Below are 18168 nucleotides of genomic sequence, written 5' to 3'. Positions count from 1 at the left end.
TTCACAACCCGGGGCGTTCGCGACTGAATTCAACGGCAGCAACAAAGTTCGCCGTGTCGGTCATCAACGAGCCACCGAACTGCAACAGATCGTCGTTCCGATTCTGCTCCACCAACGTCGTCGCATCCCACGTGAACACGGTCCGCTCTGCCACCGAACCGTCGCCGGCCAGACGGGACTTGGCAGTGCGGCGCCCCAGCGCGGCGTAGCTGTGCCGCCACCGCACCCGTCGGGCGTCGTCACCTCGGACAGCTGGTTGAACGCGTCGGCGCAACACCCGACCGGTGGTCGTCGATCTCGCGCCCTACGAGGGTTCGACAAGGCCACCTACGATCAGCTGTCCGCCGTCGCCTACCCCGACAAGGCGTGGCAGACCACTTGGCAGGACCAGACGAAGCTTCTTCGTCGACATCTCGGCCGAACACATCTCCGAGGTCGACGCCGACGTGGTCGTGGTGTTCGTGTCCGACACCGCCGAGGCCGAAAAGAGCCCCGCCCACGCCTCCCCCGGCGCGGTCAAGCGCGGCACCGCGGTGGCCCCCTGCCCGACACCAAGATCATCGCCGGTCTGCGCCGGACCAGCGTCCTGGCCACGCCGTGGGTGATCGACCAGCTCACCCCCGCAGCTGATGGAAGCGGCGAACAAGGTCGGGTAACACCCCGCGACTTCAACTGACCAGCGGCACATCGACAACCGGGCGCCCGATCAACCTAGGGTGCCGTCCCTCCGTCGGACATCCAGCGTTCGACACCCGGTTGAATAGCGTCGAGAACCTCCTCCTCCGCAAAGACATCCGTGCCGACGACCCGGTCGTCGAACGACCCGAACCCCCGAACAAGCTTCGCGCCCTCGAGAACAAGCGGAACGAAATGCCTGACCAACGAGTTCCCGTCGACAGACACCAGGCGAAGTCCTTCGATCACGCGCTCGAGTTCATCGATTGCGAACTCTGGGGGTAAGAGAAGGCAGACGGCTGAGCGGTCACGACTGACTTCAACGGCCGCACCAAGATTGACCGTGTCGGTCGTCAACCAGCCACCGAACTGCAGCCGGTCGTCGTTTCGATCCAACTGGAAGTCGTGCCGATCTCCGGGCGGCAGCACTGCTCCATCGTTCTCCCAACGCTTCCATAGTGATTCACGTTTCATCGTGAGAGCACCGAGTCGATTAAGGGGTGCAAGTGGCGGAGTTGCGCCGACAAGGACCAGGCGACCTGCCAAGACAGAGGGGGCAGCGTGGCTCAGAGCACTGGAGGCGACGGCAACCGCGGCGGGAATCGACCGCGATCCCTCTCGACGGACCTCGATACCGACAACACCGATTCGTGGACGTCGTTGAGCAAGATCTGCGAGAACAGGGACGGATTCGGCAGATTCCCGATTCAGTGAGATTCTCTCGCCAGTAGCCATCACGATCGCCGCTGCTCTCTTCTAGATCCCCGTCGGGTGCACCCGAGCACAGCCACCGACCACGCGAACCGATCGAGATGGCCTCGTTCAAGTCCTCCCGACAGAGCGCGACAACCAAACCCGGTATCTCCACCTCAATGTCCAACACCGCCCCGGAAGCGACCGGATCGTCTCCCATCCAGATGGCCTGGAAGTCACCCCTGACACTGGATACGTCGATTCGATCGCCTTGGATACCACCGGCTTTCACGGCCACCTGCATCACTGCTCGCCCCCTCGAAAGCGCGTCCCGAGAACGGGACGCACGCACCCGTAGATCACCAATCCCCTCCCGCCAATACAGCCGAGCAGTTAACGATCAGGAAATCAACCGAAACAATCCTTCGCTGTAATACTCAACTTTGGATCCACCCGACAACTCCGCGGCGATCTTGGAGGCGAGGATCCCTCACTCCCGGTCCAACCGCCGGATCGAAGCGACGGAATCGGGCTCGCGCCTAACCTCGGTCGACAACTGGATGATCGACTGATACCGACTGTTCCATGTCTCCAGATCTTGAGTAAGCGCATCCGAGATGCCCAGCGAAGCGAGACTGGCCGGACCCGACCCGATCATGGTGACAACGGGGCTCATGTAGTCCGCAGAAAGCCTCAAATACATCAATACACCGACATCCTTCAAGAAATCGACGGGTAATCCCTTCTATGCAAACAAGGCCGACTCGCCGATTTCTACGCGATCGCCGAGCACTACCCGAATATCTCCGACCTGGCTTCCCGAACTGAACTCGATCACCATTCCGATATTGCAGCCCTCCTCACGCACCTGAAGCGAGATCGCACCTTCTCGGTAAATACGAATACATTTGCCTTCCTGGTCGAGCTTGATTGAGACGGAACGCAGAACCGGATCCGCCACGAGCTGGAAGGTTGCTCCAAGGCGTGACCACGAGATCGAGACACCACCTGGGACGTCGCGGACTTCCTCGACCGCGATCAACTCGGATGGGATATCTTCCACCCTGGGCAGGTCGAATATCCTGAACACAGCGTCACTCACCACTCTCGAGACCTCGAATCAGGGTGCGGCGGGATGTTGCATGACCTGTCGATAGGCGCTGATCTTGGACACCCGTATCCAGCGCGCGAGAATCGTGCAGTCCGGAACAGGATTCGACCGAAACCTCAATAGATCGTCAGCGATACGATCAATCGACAGGTCGGCGATCATGGTGGTCTGCCATTCTCTGATCGAGAAACTCTCGATCCCATCGATCGCGAGTTCAACCTGAATGGTATTCACCCAGGTTGTCCACTTCTCCGGCGGGTCCTCCGGGAAACTCACTCAGATTGAAGCGGACCCCGACGGAGGAACCGTCCCGGCGCAGTCGGAACTCGTGAATATCCACCCCCGAGAGAGACGGGATCGTATCGCCGAATATTGACCGAATCACCACCGGATTCTCGAGGAGTCGCACCCAGTTCATCTCACGATCCTTCCATCAAAATTCCGAAGTTAATCCATAGCGGGCGGAATCCGGTTCCACATGCGGGGGCCAATCCCCCCGAGCGGCGAGGCCACGGTTCAAGGCATCACGGAAGGGCCAGGCCCTCCGTGTCTAGTGATTCATCTACCCCAAATTCACTGAAGTCGACGTACCCGGAGAGCGAGGAATCCGTCGCCGCAGGCAACTTTCCAAGTAGCGATTCGGTAACTTCGCTCCCATACTCATTCCGTGCATCCTCGGACGACAGCCACTCCCGCGCATGCGCGAGCACCTCCTGATAGCTTACTGCTCAGACTATTCGTTGAATCGCCTTCTCCAAGGAGTCTCGATCAACGTCACCATCTGACGCAAATCCTGTCATTTCCGATATCACGTCCACGAGAGGCAGCATGGATTCGTCCATCAAATCCACGGTCAGGAACTCAATCCGTTCAATAGCCCAGTCCGAGACCTCGTTCGCCGTGAGCCGATTCTCCGCGTACCCTTCGAGTTGTTCACGCACTTCTTCAACCAGCGACTGTTTACGAAACTCCCTCCCGAAGGAAGAGATGGCTTCTTCCTTACCATCCAACAGGTCTTCGTAATACGAGGGGTTTGAGACCATTTCAGCGAAACCGATCGTCACACGAACAGTCGGATCCCCCGTCCACAGTTTCGGAACGTTTCGAGAGACCGCCGCCGACCATCCTGTCGGCAATTCGGGATGGACCAAGTCGAACAACTCGATCGGTAACCAGTGACCTGTGCCGGTATCGGTCACCGTCAGAAGGAAGCTATGAGGGAGCCACGACATCAGTCCCAGGACAACGTACGTCTTCCCCACCGTCAGGAGCTGGCCCAACCCATTTGAACGTAGATAGATGGTGTTGTCCACCATCGTGGCCGTGTCGACGTTTACACACTTTGCAAGCATGAGGACCTAATATCTTCCATATCGAAACACTGGGTCATTTGCGAATTTAAAGTCGTCGAATTGCCCCGTAATATTGTTTCCTGTATAGTGAATCTCCACACCTTGTACGTTCTGAACCCATTTCCCCCAACCATCCTCGCTTGGCCAACGTCTGTCACCCAGGGTAATCGGAAGCTCAAGTCCGGACTCGGGACTGGACCGCGCCGCTGTCATCGCCAATTGCTCATGAAGATCGAACGGTGCGGTCCTTCCAGTCGACCCATGACCGGCCAACGACGGAGCACTGTCAGGAAGCCCCGGAAGGTCTGTGGCATTCGTTTGATCACCGGTCCGGCACGGTGTCAGGCCCAGCGGATCCGACCACACCGTCGGGTTGTGCGGGTAACTGTTCGGATTCGGTGACGGCGCGAGCCCCAGCGGATCCGTCGTCGCGTAGCGCGCAGTAACCGGGTCGTAGTAGCGGTGCAGGTTGTAATGCAGGCCGGTCTCGTTGTCGAAGTACTGGCCGGGGAACCGGATCGGAGTGTCGGCGGCGCCGGTCCAGGACGTGCTCCCCCACAACGACATCGCGGACCGCCCCGCGACGTCGGCCGTCGCCGGATCGACCAGTTCGGTCGGCGTGCCGACGAGGTCGGTGACGATCGCGTAGAACTCGGCATCCACCGAGACCTGATCCGCCAGATCCACCGCCGGCACCGAGGCCTGCGTCAGCGGCGTGTGCGTTCCCGGCTGATAGGTCCACCGGGTGACACGATCGGACGTGGACTGCTCCACCAACGTCGTTGCATCCCAGGTGAACACAGTCCGCTCCGCCACCGACCCGTCCGCGGCCAGACGGGACTTGACGGTGCGCCGCCCCAGGGCGTCGTAGCTGTACCGCCATCGCGTCCCGTCGGGCGTCGTCACCTCGACCAACTGGTCGAACGCGTCGTACCGGTACTGCCACACATCCGGTTTGCGCGACAGTCTGGTCGTGACCTTGCGGATCAGCCTGCCGGCGTCGTCGTAGTGGAACTGAGTGCGGCCGTCGCGCACCAGCAGCGTCCCGTGGTACTCGCGTCGGCCCGCGTCATCCCGCTCCGCCGTGGCAGTCTGCGTCACGATGTTGCTCAGCGCGTCGTACGCGTACCGCTCCACCGCCGTGCCGTCGTCGACCACGGACGTGATGCGGCCCGCCGCATCCAGCTCGAACTGCCGGCGCAACACCCGATCGGTGGTCGTCGTCTGTCCGGCCAGATAGCCGTCCGGACGGTAGTCGAACACGTCGGACCGCAGCACCCGCGAAGCGGAGGCCGGACCGGAATCGAAACTCAAGCTCAGCGACGACGCCGGATGCGCCACCGCCTCCTGCATGGTGAGCCGCCCGCGCGAATCGTGGCCGCGGGTGATCCCCAACTCTCCCGCTCTCCACCCGGTGACCGCGCCGCGCGCGTCGTAGGTGAGACCGATCGAGTGCCCGTCGACCGCCACCGAAGCGACGAGGCCCGCCGCATTCCAGCGCCACCCGGTGACACCTCCGGTGTGTGAACGCCGCTCGACGCGCCGCCCGAACGGATCGTGGTCGAAGCGCAGTTCGCCCGCTCCGTCGATGCTCTGCCGCGCCAACTGCCCCGCAGCCGTGTACTCGAACTCGACCGTATGGATCGGATCCCCGCCGATGCCACTGACTGCCGACAGCGTCCGTCCGGCCAGATCGTGGGTGTAGCGCCGGAACTCGCCGGTGTCGGCGGTGACGTCGAGCAGGCGGCCCAGGATGTCGTGCGAGTGGTGGCGCGTCACGCCGGTCGCGGACGTCACCGTTGCGACTCGTCCCGCGACATCGTGCGTGTATGCGGTTCGGGCACCGTTGAAATCGGATTCGGCGACCAGACGCCCGTCCGCGTCGTACTCGTACCACCAGGTCTGGCCGAGCGGGTTCGTGACCGCCGTCAGGCGCCGCTCGGTGTCCCACGTGTAGGCGGTGACCGAGCCGTCCGGGTCGGTCCGCGAGGCCATCAGATCGAAGGATCCGTACGTGTACGACGTCGTCGCGCCGACGGGGTCGGTGTGCCGCACGAGGTTTCCCTCGCCGTCGTACTCCCACGACTCGACTGCGGCGTCCGGATGCGTCCGCTCCAGGAGCCTGCCGTCGGGCGACCACCGCAGTCGCGTCACCGCACCCGTCGGGTCGGTCACCGAGGCGGTGCGCCCGAACGCGTCGCGCGTGATGCGCGTCGTCGCCCCCATCGGGTCGGTGACGGCGACGGGCAGCCCGGCGTCGTCACACTCCACGAGGGTGCGGGCGCCGGTCGGCTCGGTGACAGAGGACACCGCCCCGGTCGAGTGGTAGATGTACTCGGTCCGCGCGCCCCCGGCGTCGGTGACGGCCACCAGGTTGTTCGCGGTATCCCAGTCCTGGCGGACGACCGTGCCGTCGACCTGGTGGACGGCGACCGGCCTGCGCGGCCCGGCGTAGTCGACGGTGATCGAGTGACCGTCCGGCCGGGTGATCTGCGCGACGTCGCCGTCGGCGGTGTAGCGATACCGGGTCACGGCGCCGTCCGGGCCGATCACGCGCAGCGGCTCGCGGCGCTCGTTGTAGTCCGTGTGCGTGCGAGAGCCGTTCGGCGACATCAGGTCCCGTTGACGCAGGTCGCTGTCGAACCCGTGCGCGGTCTGGGCCCCGAGCGAGTCGGTGACAACCGTGACCGACCCCGGCCCGTCGGCCGTCGGCACGTAGTCGAAGCGGGCGGACATGATGCCGTCGGTGCCGTTCTGGACCACTACCCGTCCGTCGGCGTCGTATGTGTTGACCATCCGGTTGCCGTTGGCGTCCTGCCACGACAGCATCCGACCGTCGGCGTCGTAGCTGTAGCGGGTCACTCCGCCGAAACCGTTGGTGACCGCGGTCAGATGCCCGCCGTCGTAGCCGAAACGGCGGACCACGACGGCGGCACCGGTCTCCGGGTCGATCACCGACAGCGCGCCGATCCGTCCGCCGCGCGCGTCGACGAGCACGCGGTAACCGCCCGTATGGGACACCTCGACCGGTGCACCGTCCGGGCCGTAGTGGAACCGGATGCGGTTGCGGAACCCGTCCGTGATCGCGCTGATGGCGATGTTGCCCAGCGCCGAATCGACCCCGCCGAGTTCGGGTTTGGGGGCGAAGTGCCAGGTCAGCGACCGGTCCGGGTCGTGCACCGCGTAGCCGCCGGTCTCGGTCCGCGAGAGCGTCCAGCGCTGCAGGGACTGTCTCGGACGGACGGGTTCGCCCACCGCCGGGTGCGGATAGACCACCATCACGCCGTCCTCGGCGAGCAATGTGACACCGGATTCCTCGACCACGACCCGCATGTCGATCGTCGACGACCAACTCGGGCCGAACCACCGGCCGAATCCGTAGCTCGAGCGGTGTCGCCGCCCGAACACGAGCGGCAGCACGCCGGGCAGCGTCAGATCGGTTTCGGGCAGCAGGAACTCGCCGGTGGCGGCATCGACGGGGTCCTGACACTCGGTGACCTGGTTGCTCGTCTGGTCGCTCGCCGGGCCGTTGTCCTCCGCGGTCCGCGCCGCGCCGGAGTCGGATTCGGCGAGATGCTGTGGGTTCGGGTTTTCGCCCTCGGGTGGACGGGTGAAGTCGGGGTCGTGGCCGGCGCCGGTCGAGCCCTGGTCGTGCGCGGGGGTGGACTGGTCCGGGGTGCCTGGGTCCGTGTCGTGCAGCGACGACGGTGAATCGATTTCCGGCGCATCGATTCTCGGAGAGTCGAGCCCTGGGGCCTCCATGCGTGGGACGTCGGGCGTCGGGACGTGGCGGGTCGCGTCGGCCACATGGTCGGCGGTCCGCAGGCCGCTCCCCAGGTCACTCGCCAACTCGACCGCGTGCATGGATGTCCGCGCACCGGCCACTCCGGCGCCGGCGCCACCCGTCGCCGCCGTCAGCAGCGCGTCTCCGGTGAGGGCTCCCGCGAACTCGAACGGGTTGGCCCGTGCGTCGGCGAGGAACGCGTCCACCACGGCCCCGGGATCCGCCGCCGCCACCACGAGGCCGGTCGTCAGGTCGCTGAGTCCTTCGACGTACTCCGCCGGGTGGCTGAGGTTGTACGGATCGACGGGGTTGACCTGTCGGACGAACTGCACGATTCCGGTGACGCCGGTGACGAGACCGGACGTGAAGTTGACGCTGCCGTGCTCGATCACGTCGGTCAGGTCCCCGAAGTTCGCGGCCATCCGCTGCGTGAACGGCGGTTCCTCGGGCGCCGAGTCGGTCAGGGCCGCCAACTGACCGGCGATCTGTGACGCGGCGTTGTCGCGCTCGGCCCGGGCGGCACGCAGAGTCTCCACCGCATCGGCGTACATCGCCGTCCACGAATCGACCACGGCGGTCCGCGCACGCTGCTCGCCGCTGAGCGCGTCGTAGGCGGCCTTCGTCGCCCGCTCCTCCTGTTCGGCCTGCTCCCATCGCGCGATCGCGTCGGCTGCGCGCGCCTGCGCCGACTCGATCGTGTTCGCCCACCAGGTCAGCGACTGCGCGGCGGACGTCATCGCATCGGCAGCGTCCTGCCACAGCGCCGGCTGCCTGTCGTAGACGGCCTGGAACGCATCGGCCGCGTCGCCGGTCCAGCCGGCGGCGTCGACCGTGCGCAGGGAGGTCCCGGTGGACCCGATGTTCGTGCCCAGCTCGGTCAGCGTGGTGACGGCCTCGTTGACCGCACCGGCATCGCCACGGATCAGTTCCCGCGGATCGGTGGTCTGGCCGAGTTCGAGCTCGTCGACCGCACCACCGGTGCTGCTGGCAACCCGGTCGCCGAGGTCCGTGAGGACGTCGGCAACCCCGTCCGCGCCCAGGCCGCGGGCGACACCCGCCAGGCCGTCGAGACCGGCATCGGCCACCTGGCCGGCCTTTTCGACAACTCCTTCGGCCGCGTCCTCGACGAAGTCGCCGACCTTGTCCAGGCCTCCGATGACGTCGTCCCACCCATAGCCCATCAGTTCTCCCCCCGCCCTGCCCCAGCCCTGGCCGTCGGTCAGGTCTGGTCATGCATGACCGACGCCGCCTGCTCGGCAGCGCCGGTGTGGTAACCGCTTGCAACGTCCACACCGACAACGTCCGCGACCACCGGCGACACGTTGGCAAACGCCTGCGGGCCGACCGCCGAGATCACTTCGTTGTTGGTCCGGATCGTGTCCATCGCGGCGTCGAACGACTCCCCGCTGTAGTCGGGATGGAGCACGTTGTTGACCGGGTTGTCCGCCAACGTCTCGCCCCAGGACCGCTCGCTGATCTCCTCCTCACCGAGGTGCGGATTTCCCGCGACATGGGTCCATGCGGTCTTGACGGTGTCGGAGAGCTGCTGGTCCATCATGTGATAGCGCCCGGCCTGGAGATCGAGCAGCTCGGCAATCTCGTTCGCCGACCGGACGAGGTTGCGCACGCCCCACGACCACCGCTCCGCGTACTCCTCGAGACTCTTCTGAACCGCCTCGGATCCCGCCTCCATCGGCGACAGCGCCAGCATCGCGAAACCCCTACCCGCCGCGGCCGTCTCACCGATCCCGAGCTCGGACAGCGAGTCGATGATCCCGGTGATCCCCTGCGCCGCCTGCCGCAGAACGACGGGATCGACCTCGAGCCCTGCACTCATGATCGCGCCGCACCCAGATCGGGCGGAAAGGCCATCGGGCGAGCACCAGCGACGTCGACGACCACCCCGGTCTGCCGGTCGAAGCTGGGCAAGACCTGCTCGACGATCCGCCAACCGAACAGTGTGTGGTAACGCGCCTCGATGCGTTCACCACGTGTGAGAGCGTGCCGCGCGAACTCGCGTTCACTGGTGAACGCGGGAACCCATCCGAGATCACGGATCTCGGAGCTCCACACTCGGTTCTCGGCCGTCAGGGGCACCAAGAGCGGTGCCCGGCGAAACGCGTCGAACAGCGCGTTCGGCTGCCCGAAGCCCTGATAGAAAGCGTCGATCTCCGCAATGAGATCTGTGCAGCCCCCACTCACCGAACTCCCCCTACGTTCCATCCCCCGGAATCGGCGCAATGCTACTACCCGTCGCCATCGCGACCGAACCCGACGAATTCGGCGTAGCGTCCCGGCTGAAGGAATCCTCGGATGGGAGGCCGCCCATGTCGAATCTCGGTACCACCGGGCAGCCCTCAGCCGCTCACGCCGCCGTCGGGCTGGCCGTATTGTTCTCCGCCGCCGCCGCACTCGGCGGTTTCCTGTTCGGCTACGACACCGCCGTGATCAACGGTGCGGTCGGCTCCATACGCGACCGCTACGACATCGGCGCCGGTGCCACCGGTCTGTCGGTGTCGCTGACGCTGCTCGGCGCCGCGCTGGGCGCCTGGGTCGCGGGCAGTATCGCCGACAGGCTCGGCCGCATCCGGGTGATGCAGATCGCGGCGGTGCTGTTCGTCATCGGCGCGCTCGGCTCGGCGTTCCCGTTCGGCATCGTCGACCTCACGCTGTGGCGTGTACTGGGCGGCGTCGCAGTCGGTTTCGCGTCGGTGATCGCACCGGCCTACATCGCGGAAATCGCGCCCGCCGCGATCCGCGGCCGACTCGGCTCGATGTACCAGTTGGCGATCGTGCTCGGCATCGCCATCTCCCAACTCGTGAACTACGCGCTGTCGTCGGCAGCCGGTGGCGGGCGCGGTGAACTCCTCGGCGTCGAGGCATGGCAGTGGATGCTCGCGATCGAGTCCGTGCCGGCGCTGCTCTACCTCGTGATGACCTTCACGATCCCCGAATCACCGCGGCACCTCGTACGGTGCGGCCGAGAGGACGCCGCCCGCACGATCATCGGCGAGCTCGAGGGTGGCGACGACGAGGCCGTCACGCGCCGGATCGAGGAGATCCGCACGTCCCTCGGCGCCGAACGCACCCGGGTGGGCGTACGGACCCTGTTCTCGAAGACCACCGGTGTCGCGGCGCTCGTGTGGGTCGGCATCGCGCTRGCCGCGCTGCAACAGTTCGTCGGCATCAACGTGATCTTCTACTACTCGAGCACACTGTGGCAGGCCGTCGGATTCGGCGAGGACCGTTCGCTTCTCATCAGCGTCGTGAGCGCGCTGGTCAACATCGTCGGCACGTTCGTCGCGATCGCCGTGATCGACCGCATCGGGCGCAAGCCCCTGCTCCTCGTCGGCTCGGTCGGAATGGCCGCCTCCCTCGCGACCGCCGCGGTCTGTTTCCATTCGGCAACGGTCACGACGAACGACATCGGCGAGTCGGTGGCGACCCTGACGGGCGCGGGCGGCACCGTCGCGCTGATCGCCGCCAACGCGTTCGTGTTCTTCTTCGCGCTGTCGTGGGGTCCGGTGGTGTGGGTGCTCATCAGCGAACTGTTCCCCAACCGGGTCCGGGCGGCGGCCGTCGGCGTCGCCACGGCGTCCAACTGGGTCGCGAACTTCCTCGTGTCCGCGACATTCCCGTCCCTCGCGGACTGGAACCTGTCGCTCACGTACGGCGGCTACGCGGTGATGTCGCTGCTCTCGATCTTCGTCGTCGCCAAGTTCGTGACCGAGACCCGCGGCCGCACCCTCGAGCAGGCCGGCTGAGCGCTACCAGTGAGCGGGTCGTGACAGCGCCGACGGGAGCTTCGTGTGCGCGTCACCCCGCGCGGCACCGATCTGGAACCGGGTCAGGAACAGCGCGTCCGAGAGATCGGCGCCCCGCACGTCCGCGCCCCGCAGGTCGGCGCCGATCAGGTCGGCCATCCGCAGATCCGCGTTCCGCAGATCCGCACCGATCAGCCAGGCGCCGCGCAGATTCGCCCCGCGCAGATCCTTGCGAGCCAGCTTCGCACCCATCAGATCCGCGCCGCGGTGATTGCGGGGACGTCCAGGAGCACCCGCCCGGAACCGCTCACTGACCTGCAGGAGCACGCCGTTGACCCTGTCACGGTGCTCGGCCACGTCCAGGCCCGCGAGCACGTCCGGCGTGCTGTCGGTCAGCGTCACGGTCTCGTCCCGCAGCGCCGTCAGCTCCGACCGAAGTGACGCCGCGGCCCGGATCCGGAGCGCCTCCTCCAGGTACCACAGCAGCTCGTGCAGTTGCCGTTGCACCGGGAACACGTCGAACATCGATCGCGCGGTGTCCGGGGCGTCCCGCCAGCTGCGACCGCCGAACGTCACCTGCGACACCTTCTGTCCGGCGCCGAAGCAGTCGTACACGGTGCAGCCGGTGAACCCCGACCTCCGCAATTCGGTATGGATGCCACACCGGAAGTCGTCGACGAGGTTGCGGCACGGCGTCCCGCCGTCCTTGTCGACAGCGAAGTCCGCCGACCTCGCGAACGGCAGCGCGACGCAGCACAGCCCGAAGCACTGCCCGCAATCTGCGGACAGCTCAGTCATTTCCGGCACCCGAATCGAGTCCTTCCGACGCAGTCGACAATTCCCCCGTGGTTCACACCGGGGCTCCCCGGGCGCCACCATTGTCACCCGACACAGGGGACTATCCCAAACGCATTGAACGGCACAGCCATTCACAGACCGACCCGAAACCGATCGAGTCCGGCCTGTTGACGGCGCCCGACCGGTGGCGAACACTTGGCGTGGGTCCTCGCGATGTCGCTCCCCGCGGCACCCGACGTCGCCGGGATGCGTGGTGTCGGGGGTGCCGCTCCGAAGCGGGAGGTCCCCCATGGCAGTCGACCCGAGACAGGCCCACCTCTGGATCGTCGGCGGCGGCATCGCCGGAATGGCGGTCGCCGCCTTCGCGATCCGGGACGCCGGCGTGCCCGGCGACCATGTGCACATCCTCGAGGAACTCGACGTGGAGGGCGGTGCCCTCGACGGCGCACGCTCCCCCGCGGTCACCGACGGCTGGGTCACCCGCGGCGGACGGATACTCGAGGAGGAGGCCTACCAGTGCACGTGGAATCTGCTCGAGTCGATTCCGTCGCTGGAGAATCCCGACATCAGCGTCCGCCAGGAGATCCTCGACTTCAATGCGAAGGTCAAGACGAACGACAAGGCGCGCCTGATCGACGCGCGGCACACAATCGTCGACGCGTCGCAACTCGGCCTCGACAACCGCGACCGGCTCGAGATGATGCGCCTGCTGGGGCTGCCGGAACGGGCGCTCGGCGCCCGCCGGATCGACGAGATGTTCGGCGACCACTTCTTCACCACGAACTTCTGGCAGATGTGGCGCACAACGTTCGCGTTCCAGAAGTGGCACTCGGCGGCCGAACTGCGCCGCTACTTCCTGCGTTTCGTCCAGGAGTTTCCCCGTATCCACACGCTGTCCGGTGTCCGGCGCACCGTCTACAACCAGTACGACTCGATGGTGGTACCGCTGCAGCGGTGGATGTGGTCGCGCAATGTCGACGTCCGGTTCGCCAACCGCGTCGTCGACGTCGACTTCGCCCAGGCCGGTCAGCCGCGGCGGGTGACCCGTCTGCATGTCGAGAACGCCGACGGCAGATCGACGATCGACCTCGGCGAGAACGACTACGCGTTCGTCACGCTCGGCTCGATCACCGCCGACTCCACCTACGGCGGCAACAACGACGTCCCACCACTGATTCGCGACCGCGTCGACCACGACTGGTCGCTGTGGGAGGAGATCGCGAAGAAGGCGTCGGACTTCGGTCGGCCCAACACCTTCTACGGCAACATCGACGAGAACAAGTGGGAGTCGTTCACCCTCACCATGCGCGGCGACACACTGCTGCGCCGCATCACCGAGTACACCGGCAACGAGCCCGGGACAGGCGCGCTGACCACGTGGTTCGAGTCGGGGTGGCACCTGTCCACCGCCATCCCGTACCAGCCCCACTTCCCGGAGCAGCCCGAGGACATCTACACGCTGTGGGGCTACGGGTTCGACATCGACAACGAGGGCGACTACGTCAGGAAGAAGATGTCCCAGGCGACCGGCAAGGAGATTCTCACCGAACTGATCCACCAGTACGGCTTCGAAGACATCCTCGACGAGGTGCTCGCCACCACCGACGTGACGACGGTGATGATGCCGTACGCGTCGGCGCTGTTCAGCCGGCGGGTGCCGGAGGACCGCCCGAAGGTGATCCCCGCCGGCTCCGAGAACTTCGCTTTCCTCGGGCAGTTCACTTCCCTGCCCGAGGACGTCGTGTTCACCGTCGAATACTCGGTCCACGGCGCGATGCACGCCGTCTACACGCTGTTCGACGTCGACCAGCCGATCCCCCCGATCTACCACGGGCTGCTCGACCCGAAGGTCGGCATCAAGGCACTCGAGGCGGCGTTCCGGTAGAAGCCTCTATCCGACAGCCGGATTCGACTTGTCGAGACCCGGCTTGTCGAGTGCCTGCTTGTCGAGCCCCACTGCGACCTCTCCGTCGGTCTTCGCCCGGTCGAGGCCCACGACCCAACCGGTGACCTGGCGGGTGACGTCCTGCGCGGTCAGACCGAGCTCACTGTGGATCTGGTCGCGGGACGCGTGGTCGAGGAACTGCTGCGGCACGCCCAGGTCCCGGCACGGAACGTCGACGCCGGCCCCGCGCAGCGCCGCCGACACGGTGGCACCGATCCCGCCGTGCAGGCCGTTGTCCTCGATGGTGACGACCATCCGGAAGTTCTCGGCGAGCTTGACCAGCGACTCCGGCACCGGGAGCACCCACCGCGGGTCGACGACCGCCGCTGAGATCCCGTGCCGGCCGAGACGTTCGGAGGCCTCGAGTGCCAGCCCAGCGAACGAACCGACCGAAACGAACAGCACGTCGCCGCGGTCGTCCTCGGGCATCTGCAGGACGTCGACGACACCGTCGAGGCGGCGCACCGCGGGAACGTCGTCGCCGACGGCACCCTTCGGGAACCGGATCACCGTCGGGCCGTCGTCCACCGCGAGCGCCTCCTGCAGTTCCTCGCGCAGGGTCGCGGCGTCGCGGGGCGCGGCGACCCGGATGCCGGGGATGATGCCCAGCAGCGACAGGTCCCACATGCCGTTGTGGCTCGCGCCGTCCACGCCGGTGATGCCCGAACGGTCCAGCACGATCGTGACGGGCTGCTTCAGCAGCGCGACATCCATCAGCAACTGGTCGAACGCACGGTTGAGGAACGTCGAGTAGATGGCGACCACCGGATGCATGCCGCCCAGCGCGAGACCGGCGGCCGAGGTGACCGCATGCTGCTCGGCGATGCCGACGTCGAACATCCGTTCCGGGAAGCGCTCGCCGAACGCGGCCAGCCCGGTGGGGCCCGGCATCGCGGCGGTGATCGCGACGACGTCGTCGCGCTGCTCAGCTTGCGCGATGAGCTCCGCCGAGAACACGGAGGTCCAGTCCGGGGCCGAGGTTCCGCGGGAGCGACCGGTGAGCGGGTCGATCACGCCCGTGGCGTGCATCTGGTCGGCGACATGGTTCTCGGCGGGGGCGTAACCCATGCCCTTACGGGTGACGGCGTGCACGATCACCGGACCACCGAAGGCCTTGGCCCGCCGCAGCGCCGACTCCATCGCCACCTCGTCGTGCCCGTCCACCGGGCCCAGGTACTTGATCCCGAGGTCGGTGAACATCACCTGCGGGCTCACGGCGTCCTTGAGTCCGGCCTTCATCCCGTGCAGCAGCTGGTACGCGGCCCGGCCGACCCACGGCATCTTCTTCACCATGCGGCGGCCGTTGTCGAGGATCCGCTCGTAGCCCGGCTGCAGGCGCAGCGCCGCGAGGTGGTCCGCGAGCCCGCCGATGGTCGGGGCGTAGGAGCGGCCGTTGTCGTTGACCACGATCACGACGGAGCGGTCCCGGCCGGCCGCGATGTTGTTGAGCGCCTCCCAGCACATGCCGCCGGTGAGCGCGCCATCGCCGACCACCGCGACGACGTGCCGGTTCTGCCCGGACAGCTCGAACGCCTTCGCGAGCCCGTCCGCGTACGACAGCGCGGCCGACGCGTGTGACGACTCGACCCAGTCGTGCTCGCTCTCGGCGCGCGACGGGTAACCGGACAGACCACCCTGCTTGCGCAGTGAGTCGAACTCGTCCTTGCGGCCGGTCAGGATCTTGTGGACGTAGGCCTGGTGGCCGGTGTCGAAGATGATCGGGTCGGAGGGCGAATCGAACACCCGGTGCAGCGCGAGCGTCAATTCGACGACGCCGAGGTTGGGGCCGAGATGACCGCCGGTGGCGGACACCTTCTGCACCAGGAACTCGCGGATCTCCGCGGCGAGTTCCTTCATCTCCTCAGGATCGAGCTGACGCAGGTCGTCAGGCGTCTGGATACGGGCAAGGACACCCAACGAGATCGCTCCCTCCAGCAGGTTCACGGGCTGTCACACGACAGCCCGACAAGTCTACGGAGCCGCCGAACACGAGGCCGCTCGGCATCGGATCCGACCGCGCCGCTCGTGCTCGAATACACATCCCGGACTGTTCGCTCATCCTACTGTTGCTCCATGGGCAATGTGGTCGACGAGTTCATCACCCGGGTGTACGACGTGGTCCGGGCCAATCACGACGGGAACGTCGCCGACTACATTCCCGAGCTGGCGGCGGTGACACCCGACCGCTTCGGGATCGCCGTCGCGACGTCCGACGGGCACGTGTACGAGGTCGGCGACTGCGGCACCGCATTCACCATCCAGTCCATCTCCAAGCCGTTCACGTATGCGCTCGCGCTCGCCGACCGAGGCGTCGACGCCGTCGCCGAGAAGATCGATGTGGAGCCGTCCGGCGAGGCGTTCAACGAGATCAGCCTCGACCCCGACACCGAGCGGCCGCGCAATCCGATGATCAACGCGGGCGCCATCACGTCGGCGTCGCTGGTCGCCGGCGCCGATCCGGCCGAGCGGTTCGAAAGGATCCGGCAGCTCTACTCGCGCTGCGCGGGACGGCAGCTGACGCTGGACGAGGCGGTGTACACGTCCGAGGCCCGCACCGGGCACCGCAATCGCGCGATCGGCTACATGCTGCGCTCGTTCGGCGTCATCACCGGCGACCCCGACGAGGCCGTCGACCTGTATTTCCGGCAGTGTTCGATCGACGTCACCTGCCGCGACCTCGCGCTGATRGCGGCGACCCTGGCGAACAACGGCGTCAACCCGCTCACCCGGGACCGGGTGCTCAACCCCGCCCTCGTCGAGCGGGTCCTCAGCGTGATGACCACGTGCGGGATGTACGACGCCGCCGGCGAGTGGGTCACCGAGGTGGGGATGCCGGCCAAGAGCGGCGTCGGCGGTGGCGTCCTCGCGGTGCTGCCCGGACAGTTGGGCATCGCCGTCTTTTCCCCCCGACTCGACCGGCACGGCAACAGCGTCCGCGGCGTGCAGGCGTGCCGGGAACTGTCCCGCGACCTCGAACTGCACTTCCTGCACGTCACCCGGGCCGCCCGCTCGTCGATCCGGGCACGCTACGACGTCGGCTCGGCGCCGTCGCGCACACGCCGCACCGACGCCGAGCTGGCCACTCTCGACGCCTTCGGAAGCCGCGCGCGGATCTACGAACTGCACGGCGATCTACTGTTCACCGGCGCCGAGACGGCGGTCCGGGAGATCGACGCCGAACGCGCCGACCTCGAGGCCGTCGTGGTCGATGTGCGCCGGGTCGACGAAGTCAGCGGGATCGCTCGTCGGATGATCGAGTCGCTGCGGGCCGACCTCGCCGACGGCGGGTGCCACAGCGCCCTGGTCGACCCGGAGGGGCTCTTCGGACACACCCTGTCCACCCTTGCACCCGACGATCCCGGCGGACGGGTGTTCGCGGACCTGGACTGGGCCACCCAGTGGTGCGAGGAAATACTGCTGGCGCGGCACTGCCGCGGGGGCCGTCAGCCCGAGTCGATCGACCTGGAGCAGCATCCGCTCCTGGCCGACCTCACCGCCGACCAGTTCGAGAGATTCACCGACGAACTCGAGTCGCGGACCTTCGCGCGTGGTGAGTTGATCGCCCGACGCGCCGACCCCGCCGCCGGGATCTTCCTGATCCTGTCCGGCCGCGCGAGCACCACCGTCACCTCGGCGGACGGCGCGATCCACCGAATCACGACACTGGCGGCGGGGATGACGTTCGGGGAGATGCCGACGTTGCTGAACTCGACATTTCTCAACGACGTCCGCGCCGACACCGCGGTGACCCTCGCGGTACTGCCGCCCGACGGCTTCGCACGGCTGACCGCCGATGCCCCACAGATCAAGTCGGCGCTCCTCGAACGCCTCGCCACAGCCGCGTACGGGCAACTGGGGATGCTGCTGCGCACCTTCGAACAGCACGGACGCACCGACTAGGTGTACCTGGCCATCAGGTTGGTTGCAGTCGGCTGATCGGTGGGAGTCCTCCGAGTGCGCTGTGGCGTCGTCGAGTGTTGTAGTACTCGAGCCAGGGTGCAAGTGCGTCGGCGCGTTCGCTGTTGCTGGTGAAGACCTGACGGTAG

General features: G+C 66.5%; 14 protein-coding genes. 3 read left to right on the top strand and 11 right to left on the bottom strand.

Going from position 1 to position 18168, the window contains the following annotated elements; translation table 11 throughout:
• Window position 1: 1 nt before the first annotated feature.
• The 8 genes from AB4Z09_RS25550 to AB4Z09_RS25515 all read right to left on the bottom strand — a co-directional run bounded on the left by AB4Z09_RS25550 (window position 2) and on the right by AB4Z09_RS25515 (window position 9817).
• Entirely contained in the window at window positions 2-226 is a 225-nt protein-coding gene (locus tag AB4Z09_RS25550; RefSeq protein ID WP_442240985.1) for a hypothetical protein, read from the bottom strand.
• A gap of 485 nt (window positions 227-711) precedes the next feature.
• Window positions 712-1104, bottom strand: a complete 393-nt coding sequence (locus AB4Z09_RS25545) for a hypothetical protein (RefSeq protein WP_442240984.1) — start codon at window positions 1102-1104, stop codon at window positions 712-714.
• A gap of 1009 nt (window positions 1105-2113) precedes the next feature.
• Window positions 2114-2470, bottom strand: coding sequence for a hypothetical protein (locus tag AB4Z09_RS25540; RefSeq protein ID WP_442240983.1), 357 nt, complete (start codon window positions 2468-2470; stop codon window positions 2114-2116).
• A gap of 18 nt (window positions 2471-2488) precedes the next feature.
• Window positions 2489-2755, bottom strand: coding sequence for an Imm50 family immunity protein (locus AB4Z09_RS25535; RefSeq protein ID WP_442240982.1), 267 nt, complete (start codon window positions 2753-2755; stop codon window positions 2489-2491).
• 452 nt (window positions 2756-3207) lie between these two features.
• Window positions 3208-3795, bottom strand: a complete 588-nt coding sequence (locus tag AB4Z09_RS25530) for a hypothetical protein (protein ID WP_442240981.1) — start codon at window positions 3793-3795, stop codon at window positions 3208-3210.
• A gap of 42 nt (window positions 3796-3837) precedes the next feature.
• Complete coding sequence (locus AB4Z09_RS25525) at window positions 3838-8796, bottom strand: putative T7SS-secreted protein (RefSeq protein ID WP_442240980.1); 4959 nt, start codon at window positions 8794-8796, stop codon at window positions 3838-3840.
• A 38-nt stretch (window positions 8797-8834) separates the two neighbouring features.
• Window positions 8835-9452 (bottom strand): hypothetical protein, encoded by a 618-nt coding sequence (locus AB4Z09_RS25520; RefSeq protein WP_442240979.1) that lies wholly within the window; start codon window positions 9450-9452, stop codon window positions 8835-8837.
• Complete coding sequence (locus tag AB4Z09_RS25515) at window positions 9449-9817, bottom strand: SseB family protein (RefSeq protein ID WP_254622899.1); 369 nt, start codon at window positions 9815-9817, stop codon at window positions 9449-9451. Before AB4Z09_RS25515 ends, AB4Z09_RS25520 begins: the two co-directional genes overlap by 4 nt.
• 125 nt (window positions 9818-9942) lie before the next feature.
• Between AB4Z09_RS25515 and AB4Z09_RS25510 the strand changes: the two genes are divergently transcribed.
• Complete coding sequence (locus AB4Z09_RS25510; RefSeq protein ID WP_442240978.1) at window positions 9943-11379, top strand: sugar porter family MFS transporter; 1437 nt, start codon at window positions 9943-9945, stop codon at window positions 11377-11379.
• Window positions 11380-11382: 3 nt separating this feature from the next.
• On the opposite strand, the gene AB4Z09_RS25505 is transcribed toward AB4Z09_RS25510, so the two are convergent.
• Complete coding sequence (locus AB4Z09_RS25505) at window positions 11383-12177, bottom strand: pentapeptide repeat-containing protein (protein WP_442240977.1); 795 nt, start codon at window positions 12175-12177, stop codon at window positions 11383-11385.
• A gap of 289 nt (window positions 12178-12466) precedes the next feature.
• Here AB4Z09_RS25505 and AB4Z09_RS25500 point away from each other — a divergent pair, with 289 nt between their 5' ends.
• Complete coding sequence (locus AB4Z09_RS25500; RefSeq protein WP_442240976.1) at window positions 12467-14062, top strand: oleate hydratase; 1596 nt, start codon at window positions 12467-12469, stop codon at window positions 14060-14062.
• Window positions 14063-14068: 6 nt separating this feature from the next.
• Here the strand turns inward: AB4Z09_RS25500 and dxs are convergent, their stop codons facing one another.
• Window positions 14069-16039 (bottom strand): 1-deoxy-D-xylulose-5-phosphate synthase, encoded by a 1971-nt coding sequence (gene dxs, locus AB4Z09_RS25495; RefSeq protein ID WP_174914641.1) that lies wholly within the window; start codon window positions 16037-16039, stop codon window positions 14069-14071.
• A 156-nt stretch (window positions 16040-16195) separates the two neighbouring features.
• Here dxs and glsA point away from each other — a divergent pair, with 156 nt between their 5' ends.
• Window positions 16196-18022, top strand: coding sequence for a glutaminase A (glsA, locus tag AB4Z09_RS25490; protein WP_442240975.1), 1827 nt, complete (start codon window positions 16196-16198; stop codon window positions 18020-18022).
• Between the two features lie 13 nt (window positions 18023-18035).
• Here glsA and AB4Z09_RS25485 read toward each other — a convergent pair.
• The coding region (locus AB4Z09_RS25485) for an integrase core domain-containing protein (protein WP_442240992.1) at window positions 18036-18168 on the bottom strand (133 nt) is incomplete at its 5' end.

Source organism: Rhodococcus sp. TAF43 (assembly GCF_052113525.1).
Classification (GTDB): Bacteria; Actinomycetota; Actinomycetes; order Mycobacteriales; family Mycobacteriaceae; genus Prescottella.
Note: the sequence above shows the minus strand (reverse complement) of the source record. Positions and strands in the feature narration are given on the sequence as shown.

What these genes read in the sequence shown, in the direction of transcription:
- AB4Z09_RS25530 (WP_442240981.1), bottom strand. Translation starts at nt 3,795, where the DNA reads ATGGTGGACAACACCATCTATCTACGTTCAAATGGGTTGGGCCAGCTC.
- AB4Z09_RS25525 (WP_442240980.1), bottom strand. Translation starts at nt 8,796, where the DNA reads ATGGGCTATGGGTGGGACGACGTCATCGGAGGCCTGGACAAGGTCGGC.
- AB4Z09_RS25520 (WP_442240979.1), bottom strand. Translation starts at nt 9,452, where the DNA reads ATGAGTGCAGGGCTCGAGGTCGATCCCGTCGTTCTGCGGCAGGCGGCG.
- AB4Z09_RS25505 (WP_442240977.1), bottom strand. Translation starts at nt 12,177, where the DNA reads ATGACTGAGCTGTCCGCAGATTGCGGGCAGTGCTTCGGGCTGTGCTGC.
- AB4Z09_RS25500 (WP_442240976.1), top strand. Translation starts at nt 12,467, where the DNA reads ATGGCAGTCGACCCGAGACAGGCCCACCTCTGGATCGTCGGCGGCGGC.